The following is an 18854-nucleotide window of genomic DNA, read 5'->3' on the forward strand; positions in this document are numbered from 1 at the left end:
GCATCAGCCTTGCCAGCTCCGCAATCCGCGGGCAATGCGTTCCACCGCCTCCTGCAAACGCTCGAGGTTTTGCGTATAGGCGAACCGCACATGGTGTCCGGCCTGATATCGCCCGAAATCGAGCCCCGGAGTGAACGCCACATGTTCGGTTTCAAGAAAATGCTTACAGAACGCGAAGGCATCGCCGCCGAACTTGCTGATATCGGCATACAAATAGAAAGCCCCCTCCGGCTCCACCGCAATACCGAAGCCCATTTCCCGCAATGCCGGCAGCAGGTAGTCGCGGCGCCGGCCAAATTCGGCGCGACGCTCTTCGAGAATGCTGATGGTTGCCGGTTCGAAACAGGCCAGCGCGGCGTGCTGCGCCATGCTCGGAGCACTGATGTAGAGGTTCTGGGCGAGTTTTTCCAGTTCACCGACGGCAGCGTCGGGGGCCACCAGCCACCCCAGCCGCCAACCGGTCATCCCGAAATATTTCGAAAAACTGTTGAGAACGAACGCACTGTCGTCGACTTCCAGCACGCTGGCCGCGTCGGTGCCGTAGGTCAGGCCGTGATAAATCTCGTCGACCACCAAATGACCGTGGCGCTCCTTGATCGCCACAGACAGCTTCGCCAGCTCGTCGCGGGTCAGGATCGTGCCGGTCGGATTGGCCGGGGACGCCACCAGTGCGCCGACGCTGTCGTGGTCCCAATGACGCTCGATCAGGCCGGGCGTCAACTGATAACGCACATCGGGACCGACCGGCACCAGCTGTGCCGCGCCTTCGACCAAGCGCAGGAAATGCCGGTTACACGGGTAGCCCGGGTCCGCCAGCAACCAGTGCTTGCCGGGGTCTACCAGCAAAGCGCTGGCCAGCAGCAACGCGCCGGACCCGCCGGGGGTGATGAGGATGCGTCGAGGGTCGATGTTCAAACCGTAACGCTGCTGATAAAAGCCGGAAATGGCCTCGCGCAGCTCCGGAATGCCGCGCGCGGCGGTGTAACGGGTTTTCCCGGCTGCCAGCGCAGCCTGGCCGGCCTGGATGATCGGTTCGGCGGTGGTGAAGTCCGGCTCGCCGATCTCCAGGTGGATCACATCGTGGCCGGCGGCCTGCAATTCATTGGCCCGCGCCAACAGCGCCATGACATGAAATGGTTCGATCGCACGACTGCGGGCACTGTAGGGCTGAGCCATTGGCCTTCCTTCAACGGGAAAAAAAACGATTCTACCCAAGCGCAGGAACGAGCGAGAACCTAAAGCGGTCAGAGGCCTTATCACCCCCGAACACAAACGACTCGGGCGCGCGCCCCAGGTTTGACTAAAATCATTAATTGAGCAGCGCTCCAGAGCCGCCAGACAACGGTTTGCCATCATTGGCAAGCAACATGAGCCGCAACCTCGACATCCGGGAGTAGCGCGGCCCGAGTTGATCTGGTAAGTTCGCCCGCTTGCAGCCGCAGGGCCGGCAGGTGTCGGTGATGGAGCAATCCTGCGCAGATGGATTACAAGAGTAGAGGCGGTCTATTTCATGTCCACCCAAGCAAAGCAGCAAAACCAGACGATCAGCGGCTTCGAGCCCTATGTTCAGAAAGCCGGCGAAGAGTACATGGGCGAGCCCATGCGCAAGCACTTCACCAAGGTTCTGAATCAGTGGAAAAAAGAGCTGATGGAAGGTGTCGACAAGACCGTGGACCACATGAAGGACGAAGCGGCCAACTTTCCTGATCCGGCAGACCGTGCCAGCCAGGAAGAGGAATTCGCCCTTGAACTGCGTGCCCGCGATCGTGAACGCAAGTTGATCAAGAAGATCGACAAGACACTTCAGTTGATCGAAGACGAAGAATACGGCTGGTGTGAATCCTGCGGCATCGAGATCGGCGTCAAGCGCCTCGAAGCGCGTCCTACCGCCGACCTGTGCATCGACTGCAAGACCCTGGCGGAAATCAAGGAAAAGCAAGTCGGCAAATAATTGCGACTTGAATGAAGAACGGAGCGTGCGAACGCTCCGTTTTTGTTTCTGATGTTTGTATGGCCCCGAATGCATCCATGACCGCCAACACCCCCTACATCGGGCGCTTCGCCCCCACCCCCAGCGGCCATCTGCACTTTGGTTCGCTGGTCGCCGCACTGGCTTCCTACCTTGACGCGCGCTCGGTGGGCGGACGCTGGCTGATGCGCATGGAAGACCTTGATCCGCCCCGTGAAGAACCCGGCGCCCAGGCTGCCATTCTCAAGGCCCTGGAAAGCTATGGCTTCGAATGGGATGGCGAACTGGTGCGCCAGAGCGAACGGCACGATGCCTACGCCGAGGTGCTCAATCGCCTGTTCAGTCACGGCCTGGCCTACGCCTGCACCTGTTCGCGCAAACAGCTGGAACCGTATCACGGGATTTATCCGGGACTGTGCCGCAATGCCGGCCATGGCACCGATGATGCTGCCATTCGCGTGCGCGTACCGGAACTGGAATACCATTTCCTCGACCGGGTGCAGGGCGAGTACCGCCAGCACCTTGGCCGGGAAGTCGGCGATTTCGTGATCCGCCGCCGCGACGGGCTCTATGCCTATCAACTGGCCGTGGTCCTGGACGATGCTTGGCAGGGCATCACCGATATCGTTCGCGGGGCCGACCTGCTGGACTCCACGCCCCGCCAGCTCTACCTTCAAGAACTCCTCGGCCTGCCGCAGCCGCGTTACCTGCATATCCCGCTGATCACTCAGCCTGATGGCAATAAACTCGGCAAATCCTACCGTTCCCCGCCGTTGACCGAGGATCAGGCAACGCCACTGTTACTGCGGGCGCTGCGCGCACTGGGACAGAACCCGGGAACCGAACTGACTTACGCCACGCCACGGGAAGTGCTGAACTGGGCCATTGCCCACTGGGATGCCTCGTTGATCCCGCGCACACTGAGCCTGCCCGAGGCACAGCTGCGGTGATGGCACTTGCAGTGGCGCGCCCATCCGTTACCATCGCCGCACGTTTTCGGGCACGCGCATAAAAAAAGAGAGGCCGGGATGTACATCTATCGCTTGGTCCTGCTTTTGGTAGTGGGGATTTACCTGTTTTCCCCGGCCATCATGGATTGGTGGATCGACGCCACTGGCGCCTGGTATCGCCCTTATCTGCTCTGGCTGATTCTGATCGTCGTGACCTTCATCCTGCAGAGCCAAAAAGATGCCGATGAGCTTTAGCCTGACCCAGATGATCCTGATCAGCGCCGCGTACCTGGCGGTGCTGTTCGGTGTGGCCTGGATCAGTGAACGGGGCATGATTCCCCGGGCGATCATTCGCCACCCGCTGACTTACACCCTGTCGCTGGGTGTCTACGCCAGTGCCTGGGCGTTTTATGGCACCGTGGGCCTGGCCTACCAGTACGGCTACGGTTTTCTGTCCAGCTACCTGGGGGTCTCAGGGGCATTTCTGCTGGCGCCGGTGTTGCTCTACCCGATCCTGAAGATCACTCGCACCTATCAACTGTCGTCGTTGGCGGACCTGTTCGCCTTCCGCTTCCGCAGCACCTGGGCCGGTGCGCTGACCACGATTTTCATGCTGGTCGGCGTACTGCCGCTGTTGGCCTTGCAGATTCAGGCGGTCGCCGACTCCATCAGCATCCTCACCCAGGAGCCGGTACAGCATCGCGTGGCCCTGAGTTTCTGCGCCTTGATTACGCTGTTCACGATTTTCTTCGGCTCCCGCCACATTGCCACCCGCGAAAAGCACGAAGGCCTGGTGTTCGCGATAGCCTTCGAGTCTGTGATCAAGCTGATCGCCCTCGGCGGTGTCGGGCTGTATGCGCTTTACGGCGTGTTCGACGGCCCGCAACAGCTTGAACTGTGGCTGCTGCAAAACCAGACCGCCCTCGCCGCCCTGCATACGCCTTTGCAGGAAGGCCCGTGGCGCACGCTGCTGCTGGTGTTCTTCGCTTCGGCGATCGTGATGCCGCATATGTATCACATGACCTTTACCGAGAACCTCAACCCGCGCTCGCTGGTCAGCGCGAGCTGGGGCCTGCCGCTGTTCCTGTTGCTGATGAGCCTGGCGGTGCCGCTGATTCTCTGGGCCGGCCTGAAGCTGGGCGCCACCACCAATCCGGAATACTTCACCCTCGGCATCGGCATCGCCGCCAACAGCAAGGCGCTGGCGTTGCTGGCGTATGTCGGCGGGCTGTCCGCTGCCAGCGGCCTGATCATCGTCACCACGCTGGCACTGTCCGGGATGGCCTTGAACCACCTGGTGCTGCCGCTGTATCAACCACCGGCCGAAGGCAACATCTACCGCTGGCTGAAGTGGACCCGCCGGGCGCTGATTGTCGCGATCATCATGGCCGGCTACGGCTTCTACCTTATGCTCGGTGCCGAGCAGGACCTGGCCAACCTCGGCATCGTCGCGTTCGTCGCCACGTTGCAGTTCCTGCCGGGCGTGCTCTCTGTCCTGTATTGGCCGACCGCCAACCGTCGCGGCTTCATCGCCGGCTTGCTGGCGGGGATCCTGGTGTGGCTGGTGACCATGCTGTTACCACTGGTCGGCAACCTGCAGGGCTTCTACATTCCACTGCTGAACATGATCTACGTGCTGGACGACACCAGTTGGCACATGGCTGCGATTGCCTCGCTGGCAGCCAACGTACTGATGTTCACCCTGATCTCGCTGTTCACCAACGCCAGCACCGAAGAGGCCAGCGCCGCTGAAGCCTGCGCCGTGGACAACGTGCGCCGCCCGCAACGCCGGGAACTGCACGCCGCCTCGCCCCAGGAATTCGCCACGCAACTGGCCAAGCCATTAGGTGCAAAAGCCGCACAGAAAGAAGTGGAACAGGCACTGCGCGATCTTTATCTGCCTTTCGACGAACGCCGACCGTATGCCCTGCGCCGCTTGCGTGACCGCATCGAGGCCAACCTCTCCGGCCTGATGGGCCCGAGCGTGGCCCAGGACATGGTCGAAACCTTCCTGCCGTACAAGGCTGGCGGCGAAAACTATGTCACCGAAGACATTCACTTCATCGAAAGCCGCCTCGAGGACTACCACTCGCGCCTGACCGGCCTGGCCGCCGAACTCGATGCCCTGCGCCGCTATCACCGCCAGACCCTGCAGGAATTGCCGATGGGCGTTTGCTCGCTGGCCAAGGATCAGGAGATCCTCATGTGGAACAAGGCCATGGAGGAACTCACCGGCATCGCCGCGCAACGCGTGGTCGGTTCCCGCCTGAGCACCATTGCCGATCCGTGGAAAGAATTGCTGCAAGGCTTCATCAATCTCCCGGACGAGCACTTGCACAAGCAGCACTTGGCTCTCGACGGCCAGACTCGCTGGCTGAACCTGCACAAGGCGGCGATCGACGAACCCCTCGCGCCGGGCAACAGTGGCCTGGTGTTGCTGGTGGAAGACCTGACCGAAACCCAGATGCTCGAGGACAAACTGGTGCACTCCGAGCGCCTGGCCAGCATCGGTCGACTGGCGGCCGGCGTCGCCCATGAAATCGGCAACCCGATCACCGGTATCGCGTGCCTGGCGCAGAACCTGCGCGAAGAACGGGAAGAAGACGGCGAGCTGAAGGAAATCAGCGGCCAGATCCTCGAGCAGACCAAACGCGTGTCGCGCATCGTCCAGTCATTGATGAGCTTTGCCCATGCCGGCAGCCATCAGCACAGCGACGAGCCCGTCTGTCTGGCCGAAGTGGCTCAGGATGCCATCGGCCTGCTGGCCCTGAACCGACGCAATTTCGAAGTGCAGTTCTACAACCTGTGCGACCCCGATCACTGGGTCGAAGGCGACCCGCAACGGCTGGCCCAGGTATTGATCAACCTGCTTTCAAACGCCCGTGACGCCTCGCCTCCCGGCAGTGCGGTACGGGTCAAGAGCGAAGCCGGCGAACACACGGTCGACCTGATCGTGGAGGACGAAGGCAGCGGTATTCCGTCGAGCATCATGGACCGATTGTTCGAACCTTTCTTCACCACCAAGGACCCTGGCGAAGGCACCGGTCTGGGCCTTGCACTGGTCTATTCCATCGTTGAAGAGCATTATGGACAAATCACCATCGACAGCCCGGCTGATGTTCAAAGCCAACGCGGTACCCGAATCAGGGTTACCTTGCCGCGTCATGTCGAAGCGACGTCCGCTGTGAACTGAGACCGTCGAGAGTATCGAATCAATGCCGCACATTTTGATCGTCGAAGACGAAACCATTATCCGCTCCGCCTTGCGCCGCCTGCTGGAACGTAACCAGTACCAGGTCAGCGAAGCCGGTTCAGTGCAGGAAGCACAAGAACGCTTCACCATTCCCTCGTTCGATCTGATCGTCAGTGACCTGCGCCTGCCGGGCGCGCCTGGCACGGAGTTGATCAAGCTCGCCCAAGGCACGCCAGTGCTGATCATGACCAGCTACGCCAGCCTGCGCTCGGCGGTCGATTCGATGAAAATGGGCGCGGTGGACTACATTGCCAAGCCATTCGACCACGACGAAATGCTGCAAGCCGCCGCACGAATCCTGCGTGACCGACAAACGGCACAAACCGGTGGCGAAGCCGTTCCTGGCAAAGCCGCCAATGGCGCGGCGAAATCCGGTGCCGACAACAGCAATGGTGAAATCGGCATTATCGGTTCGTGTCCGCCGATGCAGGACCTGTACGGCAAGATCCGCAAAGTCGCGCCGACCGACTCCAACGTGCTGATCCAGGGCGAATCGGGCACCGGTAAAGAACTGGTGGCGCGCGCTCTGCACAACCTGTCCAAACGCGCCAAGGCGCCGATGATTTCGGTGAACTGCGCGGCCATTCCGGAAAGCCTGATCGAGTCCGAACTGTTCGGCCACGAAAAAGGCGCATTCACCGGCGCCAGCGCCGGGCGCGCCGGCCTGGTGGAAGCGGCGGACGGCGGCACTTTGTTCCTCGACGAAATCGGCGAACTGCCACTGGAAGCCCAGGCTCGCCTGCTGCGCGTATTGCAGGAAGGCGAAATTCGTCGTGTAGGCTCGGTGCAGTCACAAAAAGTCGATGTGCGCCTGATCGCCGCGACTCACCGCGACCTCAAGAGCCTGGCAAAGATCGGCCAGTTCCGTGAAGACTTGTATTACCGCCTCCACGTGATCGCGCTGAAGCTGCCCGCCCTGCGCGAACGCGGTGCGGACGTCAACGAAATCGCCAACGCCTTCCTGGCGCGGCAAAGTGCGCGAGTCAACCGCACCGACCTGAAATTCGCCGCAGATGCCGAGCAAGCGATTCGTCACTACTCCTGGCCGGGCAACGTTCGTGAACTGGAAAATGCCGTCGAGCGCGCCGTTATCCTGTGCGAAAGCCCGGAAATCTCCGCCGAGCTGCTGGGCATCGACATCGAGTTGGGCGACCTGGACGACGACGAGTTCATTGGCCTTGCGCCCCAACAGGGCAACGGCAGCAGCAGTAACAGCAACCACGAACCGACCGAAGACCTGTCCCTGGAAGACTACTTCCAGCATTTCGTCCTCGAGCATCAGGACCACATGACCGAAACCGAGCTGGCCCGCAAGCTTGGGGTCAGTCGCAAATGCCTGTGGGAGCGTCGTCAGCGCCTGGGCATCCCGCGGCGCAAGACCGGGGTGGCCAGCGAAAGCTGAACCACACCTGTCGCATGTGCGGGTAACACGTGACTTTGTGAAAAAACTGTTACCTCGGTTTTTTCACGTAACAGAAGCCGGGGCTTACGGTAACGAAGCCCCGGCTTTTTTTGGCCCTCGAAATGCCTGTCGTTCGGCCTAACCCCTTGTTTTATTGGGTTTCGCAAAAGTTGGCACGCACCCTGCTATATGTTTGGTACAAGAACAATAACAAGCAATGCACAAGACAATAAAAATAAGACGAATCGACTCACGCACAATAAAAACAAGACGGCGAGAGGCGCAGCTAACTGATTCTTTTGGAGAGGCGTTGTATTTGGGGCTTGCCCCACGACCAGGCCGAGAACAACAAAAAACTGTCTTAAGACAGAGCCTGTACTGGTTGGATCGAAAGATCACTGCAATTCAGCGACCAAAGCAATCCGTTTGCTCTTGGCTCCCGATTGGGAGGGTCATGAAGGAAAGCTTCATGGCGAGGGCACTCAACAAAAACAAGAAGCCCGAAACCAAAAATAAAAATAGAGCATGCAACTACTTCTTGGGGAGCTTCGGCTCCCCTTGTGGTTTCCGTGATTCGGAAAACCCCTGTGGGAGCGAGCCTGCTCGCGAAAAACCCATTGGCGCCGCTGGACACCTGATTCCCGCATTATCGTTAACGACCATCGCGAGCGTGCTCGCTCCTACAAGGTCAATTTGCGCCGTCCTACACCATCCCCCGACTAAATGCTAGAATCCCCGCCCATCATGCGGTCATTCTTCTGTTATGGCCGAATATTCCTTCAAACAGTGCATCCCATGCTGAAGAAGCTGTTCCAGTCATTCCGTACTCCCAAGCGTCCTACGCAACACATTCGCAGCACGCCTGAAGTGCTAAACAGCGGCCAACACTCGCTGCAGAAGGCGCAATTCAGCCGCTACGCGGTGAATATCGTTGAACGCCTGCAGAACGCCGGTTATCAGGCTTACCTGGTTGGCGGTTGCGTGCGCGACATGCTGCTGGGCATCACGCCGAAAGATTTCGACGTTGCCACCAGCGCCACACCCGAGCAGGTGCGGGCCGAATTCCGTAACGCGCGAATCATCGGGCGCCGGTTCAAGCTGGTGCACATCCATTTCGGCCGCGAAATCATCGAAGTCGCGACCTTCCGCGCCAATCACCCGCAAAACGAAGACGAGGAAGACAGCAACCAGTCTTCGCGCAACGAAAGCGGGCGCATCTTGCGCGATAACGTCTATGGCACCCTTGAAGAAGACGCGCAACGTCGCGACTTCACCATCAATGCCTTGTATTACGATCCGGTCAGCGAACGCATCCTCGACTACGCCAATGGCGTACACGACATCCGCAATCACCTGATCCGCCTGATCGGCGATCCGACGCAACGCTACCAGGAAGACCCGGTACGGATGCTGCGGGCCGTGCGTTTCGCCGCCAAGTTGAACTTCGGCATCGAAAAACACAGCGCCCTGCCGATCCGCGGCCTGGCGCCAATGCTGCGCGAGATCCCGTCGGCCCGCCTGTTCGAAGAGGTGCTCAAGCTGTTCCTCTCCGGTCATGCCGCCGATACGTTTGAAATGCTGGTCGACCTGCAGTTGTTCGATCCACTGTTCCCGGCCAGCGCCGAAGCACTGGAATACAACCCGACGTACACCCACACCCTGATCAGCGAAGCCCTGATCAATACCGACCTGAGGATCAAGCAGAACAAACCGGTCACCCCGGCGTTCCTGTTTGCAGCCCTGCTCTGGCCTGCCCTGCCGGCCCGCGTCCTGCGCTTGCAGGAACGTGGCATGCCGCCGATTCCGGCGATGCAGGAAGCGGCGCACGAGCTGATTGCCGAGCAGTGCCAGCGCATCGCGATTCCGAAACGCTTTACCATGCCGATCCGCGAGATCTGGGACATGCAGGAACGCCTGCCGCGCCGCAGCGGCAAGCGTGCCGATCTGTTGCTGGACAATCCGCGCTTCCGTGCCGGCTACGACTTCCTGCTGCTGCGCGAGAGTGCGGGCGAGCAGACCGATGGCCTGGGCGAATGGTGGACGGACTATCAGGACGCCAATGAAAGCGAGCGTCGCGACATGATTCGCGATCTCAGCGGCAAGGAAGATGGCACCGGTGCTCCGCGCAAGCGTCGCCGCAGCGGTGGTTCCAAGCGCAAACGCGCCGCCGGCGCTTCGAGCACCACGGGCGAGTAATCGATGGAACGCATCTACATCGGCATGGGCAGCAACCTGGCTGACCCTGCCGAACAATTGCGCAGCGCCGTCGAGGCGCTGGCGTACTTGCCGCACACGGAACTGGTCGGGGTGTCCGCGTTTTATCAAAGCGACTCGCTTTTGCCCGGCCAACCGCGCTACACCAATGCGGTGGCCGCTCTCGACAGCACGCTGGCGCCACTGGATTTGCTCGATGCCTTGCAGGCCGTCGAAAACGGCCAGGGCCGCGAGCGCCTTGAGCGTTGGGGCCCACGCACGCTGGACCTCGACATCTTGCTGTTCGGTGATCGCCTGATCGACGAACCGCGCCTCAAGGTGCCTCATTACCATATGCAGGAACGGGCCTTCGTCCTGTATCCGCTGGCGGAACTGGCCCCTGCGGATCTGCGCCTGGCCGATGGCCGCACTCTGACCGAACTACTCAAGGCATGCCCGTTCGTCGGCCTGGAACGCCTGCCCCTACACTGACCCCACTCCCGCATCAGGTTTGGCCAGGCACAAGATCTGCTGCTGAATCGCATCAGTTACCCCGGTAACACCCCACCCGTAACAATGCGGTAACACACGCAATTGACTTCCCTCGTTCTCCTCACGACTATAGGCGTCCCGCTGCCGCCAACCGGCGTTCAAGGGCGCAATCCAGGCCTTAAAAGCACGACAAAAGAGCGTGCGCCTGTATTCAACGAAGAATCACGCGCGTTACTCGCAGTAGTTTCCACAGCGCCTGAATGAGGAACTTTTCATGCCAGCCATCACCCTGACCACCCTGCAAGGTCTGAAGCAAAAAGGTGAAAAGATCACCATGCTGACCTGCTATGACGCAACCTTCGCCCATGCCTGCAACCAGGCCGGTGTCGAAGTGCTGCTGGTGGGCGACTCCCTCGGCATGGTTTTGCAGGGCCACGACAGCACCTTGCCTGTCACCACCGCGGAAATGGCTTACCACGTGGCTGCCGTCAAACGCGGTAACAGCGACGCCCTGATCCTCGCCGACCTGCCTTTCATGGCCTACGCCACCACCGAGCAAGCCATGACCAACAGCGCCCTGTTGATGCAGGCCGGCGCGCACATGGTCAAGGTTGAAGGCGCGTTGTGGCTGGCCGATTCGATCCGCCTGCTCGCAGAGCGCGGCATCCCCGTGTGCGCGCACATGGGCCTGACGCCGCAATCGGTGAACATCCTTGGCGGCTACAAGGTCCAGGGTCGCAATGAAAACCAGGCGCGGCAGATGCGTGCCGACGCGATCTCCCTGGAACAGGCCGGCGCGGCCATGCTGCTGCTCGAATGCGTGCCGAGTGAACTGGCGGAAGAAATCACCCAGGCGGTGAAGATCCCGGTGATCGGGATTGGCGCCGGCAATCGTACCGACGGCCAGGTGCTGGTCCTGCACGACATGCTCGGGCTGTCCATTACCGGCCGCGTGCCAAAATTCGTGAAAAACTTCATGACTGGCCAGACCAGCATTGAAGCTGCACTGAATGCCTACGTGACTGAAGTCAAGGCGGCGACTTTCCCTGGGATCGAACACGGATTCTCTGCATGAACACCGTAAAAACCGTACGAGAACTACGGGCCGCCGTGGCCCGGGCCCGTAGCGAAGGCAAGCGCATCGCCTTTGTACCGACCATGGGCAACCTGCACAGCGGCCATGTTGCGCTGGTGACCAAGGCCTCCCAACGGGCAGACTTCGTGGTGGCGAGCGTTTTCGTCAACCCGCTGCAATTCGGTGCGGGTGAAGACCTCGACAAGTACCCGCGCACCCTCGCCGCCGACCAGGAAAAACTGCTCCAGGCCGGTTGCCATCTGCTGTTTGCCCCCACTGTCGAAGAGATGTACCCCGACGGCATGGCCGGCCAGACTCGCGTCAGTGTCCCGCAATTGTCCGAAGGCCTGTGCGGCGCCAGCCGGCCCGGGCATTTCGAAGGCGTGGCGACGGTGGTCAGCAAGCTGTTCAACATGGTCCAGCCGGACCTGGCGATTTTCGGCGAAAAAGACTTCCAGCAACTGGCGGTGATTCGTGCGCTGGTACATGACCTGAACATGCCGATCCAGATCATCGGCGAGCCGACCGTACGGGCGGCCGATGGCCTGGCGCTGTCCTCGCGCAACGGTTTCCTCAACGAGGAACAGCGGGCCGTAGCGCCGGTGGTCTACCGCACGCTGAATGCGATCAGCGAGGCGATCAAGCTGGGCGAACGCGATTTCCCGGCGCTGATCGGTATGCAGCGCCAACAGCTCGAAGCCGCGGGCCTGCGTCCTGACTATCTGGAAATCCGCCATGCACTGAGCTTGCGCCCGGCGACGGCGCAGGATCGTGACTTGGTGATCCTGGTGGCGGCGTTCCTCGGGACAACACGGTTGATCGACAACCTGCACCTGAATCTCGACGCGCCGATCTAATCACCGAAATCGCTCCTGTAGGAGCGAGCCTGCTCGCGATGAATTCCGACGCGCCGCGTACATTCAGGAACACGCGTAATCGTTAACGTCCATCGCGAGCAGGCTCGCTCCTACAGGGGGTTACGCCCACAAACCCTTCGGGCCATGTGCCCGCCGACCTGGGAAACATCCATGCACGCCATCATGCTCAAAGCCAAGTTGCATCGCGCCGAAGTCACCCACGCCGTACTCGATTACGAAGGCTCCTGCGCCATCGACGGTGAGTGGCTGGACCTGTCCGGTATCCGCGAGTACGAACAGATCCAGATCTACAACGTCGACAACGGCGAGCGCTTCACCACTTACGCCATCCGTGGCGAAGAGGGTTCGCGCATGATCTCGGTCAACGGCGCCGCGGCACACAAGGCCAAGGTCGGCGATCGCGTGATCATCTGCGCTTACGCCCATTACAGCGAAGCCGAACTGCTCAACTTCAAGCCACGCATGCTCTACATGGCACCGGGCAATGAATTGAGCCACACCAGCAATGCCATTCCGGTCCAGGTCGCCTGATCCGAGTCCTGTCTCTTCCGTTTGTCGGACTATTCCTAACTTCGATGTTAAAAAAGTACCGGAAACAGCTCAGACAAAGTCAAGACAGATCATTGCGCGGGGTTTACTGTATTCGCCCTGCGCCATGAAATCGTGTCGACGCAGTTGACCGGAACGCCCATCCATAGCGCTCCGGGATTTTTAGTGTTCAAAAGGCCGTTCAAGTAATAAGGAAACCCGCAGCGATGGCGTATTACCGCACTCCTCACGACGTTACCGCTCTGCCTGCCTGGCAAGCGCTGAATGACCACCGCCAAGCCATGCAGGATTTCAGCATGCGCGAAGCCTTCAATGCCGATCCGCAGCGTTTTACTCAATTCACCCTCAGCAGCTGCGGTCTGTTTCTCGACTACTCGAAGAACCTGATCAACGCCGAGACCCGCAATCTGCTGGTGGGCCTGGCCAACGAAGTCGATCTCAAGGGCGCGATCAAATCGCTGTTCGACGGCGAAATCGTCAACGCTTCCGAAGGTCGTCCAGCCCTGCACACCGCCCTGCGGCGCCCGGTTGGCGACAAGCTGTCGGTCAACGGCGTCAACGTGATGCCAGAAGTGCACAAGGTGCTGAACCAGATCACCGACCTCGTGGGCCGTATCCACGATGGCCTGTGGCGCGGTTACACCGAGAAGCCGATCACCGACGTAGTCAACATCGGCATCGGCGGTTCCTTCCTCGGCCCCGAGCTGGTGTCCGAAGCCTTGCTGTCCTACGCCCAGAAAGGCGTGCGCTGCCATTACCTGGCGAACATCGACGGCAGTGAGTTCCACGAGCTGACCATGAAGCTGCGTGCCGAAACCACGCTGTTCATCGTTTCGTCGAAGTCCTTCAACACCCTCGAAACCCTGAAGAACGCCCAGGCCGCCCGTGCCTGGTATCTGGCCCAGGGTGGTTCGGAAGCCGAGCTGTATCGCCATTTCATCGCGGTATCGAGCAACAACGCCGCCGCCGTAGCGTTCGGCATCCGCGAAGAAAACATCTTCCCGATGTGGGACTGGGTCGGCGGCCGCTACTCGCTGTGGTCGGCCATCGGTTTGCCGATCGCCCTGGCCATCGGCATGTCCAACTTCAAGGAATTGCTGTCCGGCGCCTACACCATGGACCAGCACTTCCTGACCGCGCCGTTCGAACAGAACATGCCGGTGCTGCTGGCCTTGCTCGGCGTGTGGTACGGCAACTTCTGGGGCGCGCAAAGCCACGCGATCCTGCCGTACGATCACTACCTGCGTAACATCACCAAGCACCTGCAACAGCTGGACATGGAATCCAACGGCAAGAGCGTGCGCCAGGACGGCAAGCCCGTGTCCACCGACACCGGGCCGGTGATCTGGGGCGGCGTCGGCTGCAACGGTCAGCACGCCTACCACCAGTTGCTGCACCAGGGCACCCAGTTGATCCCGGCCGACTTCATCGTGCCGATCGTCAGCTTCAACCCGGTGTCCGACCACCACCAGTGGCTGTACGCCAACTGCCTGTCGCAGAGCCAGGCGCTGATGCTCGGCAAGACCCTGGCCGAGGCCGAAACCGAGCTGCGTGACAAGGGCCTGAGCGAAGACGAAGTGCAGAAGCTGGCGCCACACAAGGTGATCCCGGGCAACCGTCCGAGTAACACCCTGGTGGTCGAACGCATCAGCCCGCGTCGCCTCGGCGCGCTGGTGGCGATGTACGAACACAAAGTCTTCGTGCAAAGCGTGATCTGGGGCATCAACGCCTTCGACCAGTGGGGTGTGGAGCTGGGCAAAGAGCTGGGTAAAGGCGTCTACAACCGTCTGGTCGGCAGCGAAGAAACCGCCGCCGAAGACGCTTCGACCCAAGGGCTGATCAACTACTTCCGCGGTCGTCACCGCGGGTGATTTGATGGCCCCCTGTAGGAGCTGGCTTGCCAGCTCCTACGAGGGTCGCACAGCTCCCCTCTTGAACCCTTTCACCTCTCGGCGCATCTTTATCTTTGTCGCAATACAAGAATAAGGAACCGTCATGTTCGATATCAGCACGTTCCCCAAAGCCGATGCCGTCCGCCGGGCTGCGCAATTGAGTCAAGACGACTATCAGCGCCTGTATCGCCAATCCATCGAACACCCCAGTACCTTCTGGGCCGAACAGGCCACGCGTTTTCTCGACTGGAGCGCGCCCTGGGAAACCGTCCAGCGCTACAACCTGAAGACCGGTGAAGCCAGCTGGTTTGCCGGCGCGAAATTGAACGTCAGCTACAACTGCATCGACCGACACCTGGAAAAACGCGGCGATCAGGTCGCCATCATCTGGGAAGGCGACGAACCTGCCGACTCCGCCTCGATCACCTACAAACAACTGCATGAAAACGTCTGCCGCCTGGCCAACGTGCTGAAAAGCCGTGGCGTGAAGAAAGGCGACCGCGTGTGCATCTATATGCCGATGATTGCGGAGGCGGCCTACGCCATGCTTGCCTGCACCCGCATCGGCGCGGTGCACTCGGTGGTGTTCGGCGGTTTTTCCCCGGACTCGTTGCGCGACCGCATTCTCGACGCCGACTGCCGCACCGTGATCACCGCCGACGAAGGCGTGCGTGGCGGCAGGGTCGTGCCACTCAAGCAGAACGTCGACAAGGCGCTGCAAAGCTGCCCGGACGTGAGCACAGTGCTGATGGTCGAGCGCAGCAAAGGGCAGGTGAACCGCGTCGAAGGCCGCGACATCAATTATCAGCAGGCCCTGCGCGACGCCGACAGCCATTGCCCGCCCGAACCGATGGATGCCGAAGACCCGCTGTTCATCCTCTACACCTCCGGCAGCACCGGCAAACCCAAAGGCGTGCTGCACACCACCGGCGGCTATCTGCTGCAAGCGGCGATGACCTTCAAGTACGTGCTGGACTACCGCGACGGCGAGGTCTTCTGGTGCACCGCCGACGTCGGCTGGGTCACCGGCCACAGCTACATCGTGTACGGCCCGCTGGCCAACGGCGCGACCACGCTGATCTTCGAAGGCGTGCCGAGCTATCCAACCAGCTCGCGCTTCTGGCAGGTCATCGACAAGCACAAGGTGAACATTTTCTACACCGCCCCGACGGCCCTGCGCTCATTGATGCGTGAAGGTCCCGGACCCTTGAAGGGAACCTCCCGCGCCAGCATCCGACTACTCGGCACGGTCGGCGAGCCGATCAACCCTGAAGCCTGGGAGTGGTACTTCCATGAGGTCGGCGAAGAACGCTGCCCGATCGTCGATACCTGGTGGCAGACCGAAACCGGCGGCATCATGCTCAGCCCGTTGGTCAGCGCGCAGCGGATCAAGCCCGGCTGTGCGACCCAACCGATGTTCGGCGTGCAACCCGTGCTGCTCGATGAGCTGGGCAAGGAAATCAAAGGCCCCGGCAGCGGCGTACTCGCCATAAAGTCCAGCTGGCCGGCACAGATCCGCAGCGTCTACGGCGACCCGCAGCGAATGGTCGATACCTACTTCAAACCGTATCCCGGTTACTACTTCACCGGCGATGGCGCGCGACGCGATGAAGATGGCGACTACTGGATCACTGGCCGCATCGACGATGTGATCAACGTGTCCGGCCACCGTATCGGCACCGCCGAAGTGGAAAGCGCCCTGGTGCTGCACGAGAGCATCGCCGAGGCTGCCGTGGTCGGTTACCCCCACGACGTCAAAGGCCAAGGCATCTACGCCTTCGTCACACCCATGAATGGTGCCGAACCCAACGACGAACTGAAAAAAGGATTGCTGGCCCTTGTCAGCCAGGAAATCGGCAGCTTCGCCAAGCCGGACTTGATCCAGTGGGCGCCGGCCTTGCCGAAAACCCGCTCGGGCAAGATCATGCGACGCATCCTGCGCAAGATCGCCTGCAACGAACTCGACAGCCTGGGCGACACTTCGACACTGGCCGATCCAAGCGTGGTACAAGGCTTGATCGATAAACGCCTGAATCAATAACGTGCCTTTGTAGGAGCGAGCTTGCTCGCGATGGACTAAAGCGCGCCGCGCATATTCAGGAAACACGCGTTATCGTTAGCGTCCATCGCGAGCAAGCTCGCTCCTACAGAATTACAGAGTCACCATGGAATTCATCCGCACCCGCATCGAAACCCAGATCATGAGCTTGACCGGTTTGTCCCTGGGCAAGCTCGACCTGGAAAACCCCAAGGGCGACCCCGGCCTGTTCGGACCGGACTCGGTGAGCTGGCAAGTCCATGGCGACTTCAGCAGCATGCTGATCGGCGGCATCAGCGCCCTGATGCTGCAAGCCCTGCACCCACTGGCACTGGCCGGAGTCTGGGACCATTCGAATTTCCGTGAAGACATGCTCGGCCGATTGCGCCGCACCGGGCAGTTCATCTCCGGCACCACCTTCGGTTCGCGGCAGGATGCCGACTGGCTGATCGAAAAAGTCCGCACCATCCATTTGCAGATTACCGGCACCGCGCCGGACGGGCGCCCGTACGCCGCCAGCGATCCCGATCTGCTGACCTGGGTGCATGTGGCGGAAGTCAGCAATTTCCTCGCTGCTCATTTGCGCTATCGCAACCCGCATCTTTCACCCGCCGATCAGGATCGCTATTACGCGGAAATCGCCTTGGTCGCCGAGCGCCTGGGTGCCCGGGATGTGCCCCGTTCGCGCCGGGAAGTTGCCGACTACCTTGAGCGTATCCGTCCACAACTGCTGTGTGACGAGCGCAGCCGTGAAGTCCTGCGCCTGTTGCTGAACGCGCCCTCCCCCAGTCGCCTGGCCAAGCCTTTTGGCGGTTTGATGATGCAAGCCGGCATCGACCTGCTGCCGGACTGGGCCAGTGACATGCTCGGCGTCAGCCAGAACCCGCTGCAACGCAAACTGATCCGCGCCAGCGTCAATCGCAGTGCGCCGATGCTGCGCTGGGCGGTGCGTAATGGGTCGGTGCAGCGGGCTAAACGACGGATGGGGTTGTAGGAGCTGGCTTGCCAGCGATGAACGATAACGCGGATTGTCAGATAAGCCATGTTGCGGCCTTCGCTGGCAAGCCAGCTCCTACAGGTTGTGCTCCAAACTGTTAAACTCCCGCGCCCAATTCTCTCCTGCAAGGCGCCCAGCATGTCTTCCTTGAATCAGGCGCTGCGCGCCGCCCTCGATCAACGCCAGGACCTGCTCGCCGAACTGCACCAGCAAGGTACCGATTGCTATCGCCTGTTCCATGGCAGCCAGGAAGGCGCCGGTGGCCTGGCCATCGACCGCTACGGCCCGCAATTGCTGGTGCAAAGTTTCCACCAGGCGCTGGAGCGCGAGACGCTGCTGCAATTGCACGAAGCGATCAATCAGCACCTGGGTCTTGAAACCCTGCTGGTCTACAACGACCGCTCCCGTGGCAATTCGCGCATCGATCGCGAAGACATCGTCTACCGCGCCGACGAAGCCGCCCTGCAAGACCTGATCGGCCACGAATGGGGCCTGAACTATCGGGTCCGTGGCCGCCATGCCGGACAAGACCCGTTGCTGTTCCTCGACCTGCGCAACACCCGTGGCTGGGTCAAGGACCACAGCAAGAACAAAAGCGTACTGAACCTGTTCGCCTACACCTGTGGTGTCGGCCTCAGTGCTGCCGCCGGTGGAGCGCGCGAGGTCTGCAACCTGGACTTCGCCGAGGGCAACCTGGCGGTCGGTCGGGAGAACGGTTTACTCAACCCGCAGTTACCGACCATGGAATTCATCCAGTCCGACTACTTCCCGGCGATTCGCCAACTGGCCGGCCTGCCGATCAGCCAGCGCCGCGGGCAAAAACTGCCGAGCTATCAGCGTCTGGAACAGCGCCAGTACGATCTGGTGCTGCTCGACCCTCCGGCCTGGGCCAAGAGCGCATTCGGCACAGTAGACCTCTTGCGCGACTACCAGAGCCTGCTCAAGCCGGCCTTGCTGACCACCGCCGACAACGGCGTGCTGATCTGCTGCAACAACCTGGCGAAAGTCAGCATGGACGACTGGCGCGAGCAGGTGTTGCGTTGTGCAGAGAAGGCCGGGCGGCCGGTGCGTGAGTGGACCGTGATGAAACCAGGCGCCGACTTCCCGTCGATGGATCAGCAACCACCGCTGAAAACCCTGATTCTGCAACTCTGACCGCTGTGGGA

General features: G+C 60.8%; 15 protein-coding genes. 14 read left to right on the forward strand and 1 reads right to left on the reverse strand.

The window, feature by feature from the left end; genetic code table 11:
* Positions 1 to 3: 3 nt before the first annotated feature.
* Positions 4 to 1176 (reverse strand): pyridoxal phosphate-dependent aminotransferase, encoded by a 1173-nt coding sequence (locus tag AB4O16_RS12055; RefSeq protein WP_253558790.1) that lies wholly within the window; start codon positions 1174 to 1176, stop codon positions 4 to 6.
* A 334-nt stretch (positions 1177 to 1510) separates the two neighbouring features.
* Here AB4O16_RS12055 and dksA point away from each other — a divergent pair, with 334 nt between their 5' ends.
* From dksA to AB4O16_RS12125, 14 genes are all read left to right on the forward strand, one after another.
* A complete protein-coding gene (gene dksA, locus AB4O16_RS12060; protein ID WP_007995322.1) occupies positions 1511 to 1951 on the forward strand; it encodes an RNA polymerase-binding protein DksA in 441 nt (146 codons plus the stop codon).
* Between the two features lie 77 nt (positions 1952 to 2028).
* Positions 2029 to 2919, forward strand: a complete 891-nt coding sequence (gene gluQRS / locus AB4O16_RS12065; protein WP_460157795.1) for a tRNA glutamyl-Q(34) synthetase GluQRS — start codon at positions 2029 to 2031, stop codon at positions 2917 to 2919.
* A 78-nt stretch (positions 2920 to 2997) separates the two neighbouring features.
* Positions 2998 to 3174, forward strand: a complete 177-nt coding sequence (locus tag AB4O16_RS12070; protein ID WP_003176118.1) for a hypothetical protein — start codon at positions 2998 to 3000, stop codon at positions 3172 to 3174.
* Positions 3158 to 6112 carry a sensor histidine kinase gene (locus tag AB4O16_RS12075; protein ID WP_160385628.1) on the forward strand — a complete coding sequence of 985 codons (2955 nt, stop codon included), beginning with the start codon at positions 3158 to 3160 and terminating at the stop codon, positions 6110 to 6112. Before AB4O16_RS12070 ends, AB4O16_RS12075 begins: the two co-directional genes overlap by 17 nt.
* Positions 6113 to 6134: 22 nt before the next feature.
* Positions 6135 to 7574, forward strand: a complete 1440-nt coding sequence (locus AB4O16_RS12080; protein WP_160385629.1) for a sigma-54-dependent transcriptional regulator — start codon at positions 6135 to 6137, stop codon at positions 7572 to 7574.
* A 795-nt stretch (positions 7575 to 8369) separates the two neighbouring features.
* Positions 8370 to 9770, forward strand: coding sequence for a polynucleotide adenylyltransferase PcnB (locus AB4O16_RS12085; protein WP_160385630.1), 1401 nt, complete (start codon positions 8370 to 8372; stop codon positions 9768 to 9770).
* A gap of 3 nt (positions 9771 to 9773) precedes the next feature.
* The gene (gene folK, locus AB4O16_RS12090) at positions 9774 to 10259 is read left to right on the forward strand and encodes a 2-amino-4-hydroxy-6-hydroxymethyldihydropteridine diphosphokinase (RefSeq protein ID WP_460157796.1); all 486 of its coding nucleotides are present in this window, start codon (positions 9774 to 9776) and stop codon (positions 10257 to 10259) included.
* A 274-nt stretch (positions 10260 to 10533) separates the two neighbouring features.
* Positions 10534 to 11334, forward strand: a complete 801-nt coding sequence (panB, locus tag AB4O16_RS12095; RefSeq protein WP_110661771.1) for a 3-methyl-2-oxobutanoate hydroxymethyltransferase — start codon at positions 10534 to 10536, stop codon at positions 11332 to 11334.
* Positions 11331 to 12191, forward strand: coding sequence for a pantoate--beta-alanine ligase (panC, locus tag AB4O16_RS12100; protein WP_160385632.1), 861 nt, complete (start codon positions 11331 to 11333; stop codon positions 12189 to 12191). The genes panB and panC overlap by 4 nt, the downstream gene beginning before the upstream one ends.
* Positions 12192 to 12362: 171 nt before the next feature.
* On the forward strand, positions 12363 to 12743 hold the full coding sequence (gene panD / locus AB4O16_RS12105; RefSeq protein WP_003228271.1) for an aspartate 1-decarboxylase: 381 nt from the start codon (positions 12363 to 12365) through the stop codon (positions 12741 to 12743).
* Positions 12744 to 12967: 224 nt separating this feature from the next.
* On the forward strand, positions 12968 to 14632 hold the full coding sequence (gene pgi / locus AB4O16_RS12110; RefSeq protein ID WP_460157797.1) for a glucose-6-phosphate isomerase: 1665 nt from the start codon (positions 12968 to 12970) through the stop codon (positions 14630 to 14632).
* 124 nt (positions 14633 to 14756) lie between these two features.
* Positions 14757 to 16694, forward strand: coding sequence for an acetate--CoA ligase (gene acs, locus AB4O16_RS12115; RefSeq protein WP_460157798.1), 1938 nt, complete (start codon positions 14757 to 14759; stop codon positions 16692 to 16694).
* A 124-nt stretch (positions 16695 to 16818) separates the two neighbouring features.
* Positions 16819 to 17685, forward strand: coding sequence for an oxygenase MpaB family protein (locus AB4O16_RS12120; RefSeq protein ID WP_160385635.1), 867 nt, complete (start codon positions 16819 to 16821; stop codon positions 17683 to 17685).
* Between the two features lie 141 nt (positions 17686 to 17826).
* Complete coding sequence (locus tag AB4O16_RS12125) at positions 17827 to 18843, forward strand: class I SAM-dependent rRNA methyltransferase (protein ID WP_460157799.1); 1017 nt, start codon at positions 17827 to 17829, stop codon at positions 18841 to 18843.
* Positions 18844 to 18854: the final 11 nt, after the last annotated feature.

The organism is Pseudomonas sp. S2_H10 (assembly GCF_054668285.1).

What these genes read in the sequence shown, in the direction of transcription:
- AB4O16_RS12085 (WP_160385630.1), top strand. Translation starts at nt 8,370, where the DNA reads ATGCTGAAGAAGCTGTTCCAGTCATTCCGTACTCCCAAGCGTCCTACG.
- AB4O16_RS12125 (WP_460157799.1), top strand. Translation starts at nt 17,827, where the DNA reads ATGTCTTCCTTGAATCAGGCGCTGCGCGCCGCCCTCGATCAACGCCAG.
- AB4O16_RS12055 (WP_253558790.1), bottom strand. Translation starts at nt 1,176, where the DNA reads ATGGCTCAGCCCTACAGTGCCCGCAGTCGTGCGATCGAACCATTTCAT.
- AB4O16_RS12070 (WP_003176118.1), top strand. Translation starts at nt 2,998, where the DNA reads ATGTACATCTATCGCTTGGTCCTGCTTTTGGTAGTGGGGATTTACCTG.
- folK (WP_460157796.1), top strand. Translation starts at nt 9,774, where the DNA reads ATGGAACGCATCTACATCGGCATGGGCAGCAACCTGGCTGACCCTGCC.
- AB4O16_RS12075 (WP_160385628.1), top strand. Translation starts at nt 3,158, where the DNA reads ATGCCGATGAGCTTTAGCCTGACCCAGATGATCCTGATCAGCGCCGCG.
- panD (WP_003228271.1), top strand. Translation starts at nt 12,363, where the DNA reads ATGCACGCCATCATGCTCAAAGCCAAGTTGCATCGCGCCGAAGTCACC.
- pgi (WP_460157797.1), top strand. Translation starts at nt 12,968, where the DNA reads ATGGCGTATTACCGCACTCCTCACGACGTTACCGCTCTGCCTGCCTGG.
- gluQRS (WP_460157795.1), top strand. Translation starts at nt 2,029, where the DNA reads ATGACCGCCAACACCCCCTACATCGGGCGCTTCGCCCCCACCCCCAGC.
- AB4O16_RS12080 (WP_160385629.1), top strand. Translation starts at nt 6,135, where the DNA reads ATGCCGCACATTTTGATCGTCGAAGACGAAACCATTATCCGCTCCGCC.
- AB4O16_RS12120 (WP_160385635.1), top strand. Translation starts at nt 16,819, where the DNA reads ATGGAATTCATCCGCACCCGCATCGAAACCCAGATCATGAGCTTGACC.
- panB (WP_110661771.1), top strand. Translation starts at nt 10,534, where the DNA reads ATGCCAGCCATCACCCTGACCACCCTGCAAGGTCTGAAGCAAAAAGGT.
- dksA (WP_007995322.1), top strand. Translation starts at nt 1,511, where the DNA reads ATGTCCACCCAAGCAAAGCAGCAAAACCAGACGATCAGCGGCTTCGAG.
- panC (WP_160385632.1), top strand. Translation starts at nt 11,331, where the DNA reads ATGAACACCGTAAAAACCGTACGAGAACTACGGGCCGCCGTGGCCCGG.
- acs (WP_460157798.1), top strand. Translation starts at nt 14,757, where the DNA reads ATGTTCGATATCAGCACGTTCCCCAAAGCCGATGCCGTCCGCCGGGCT.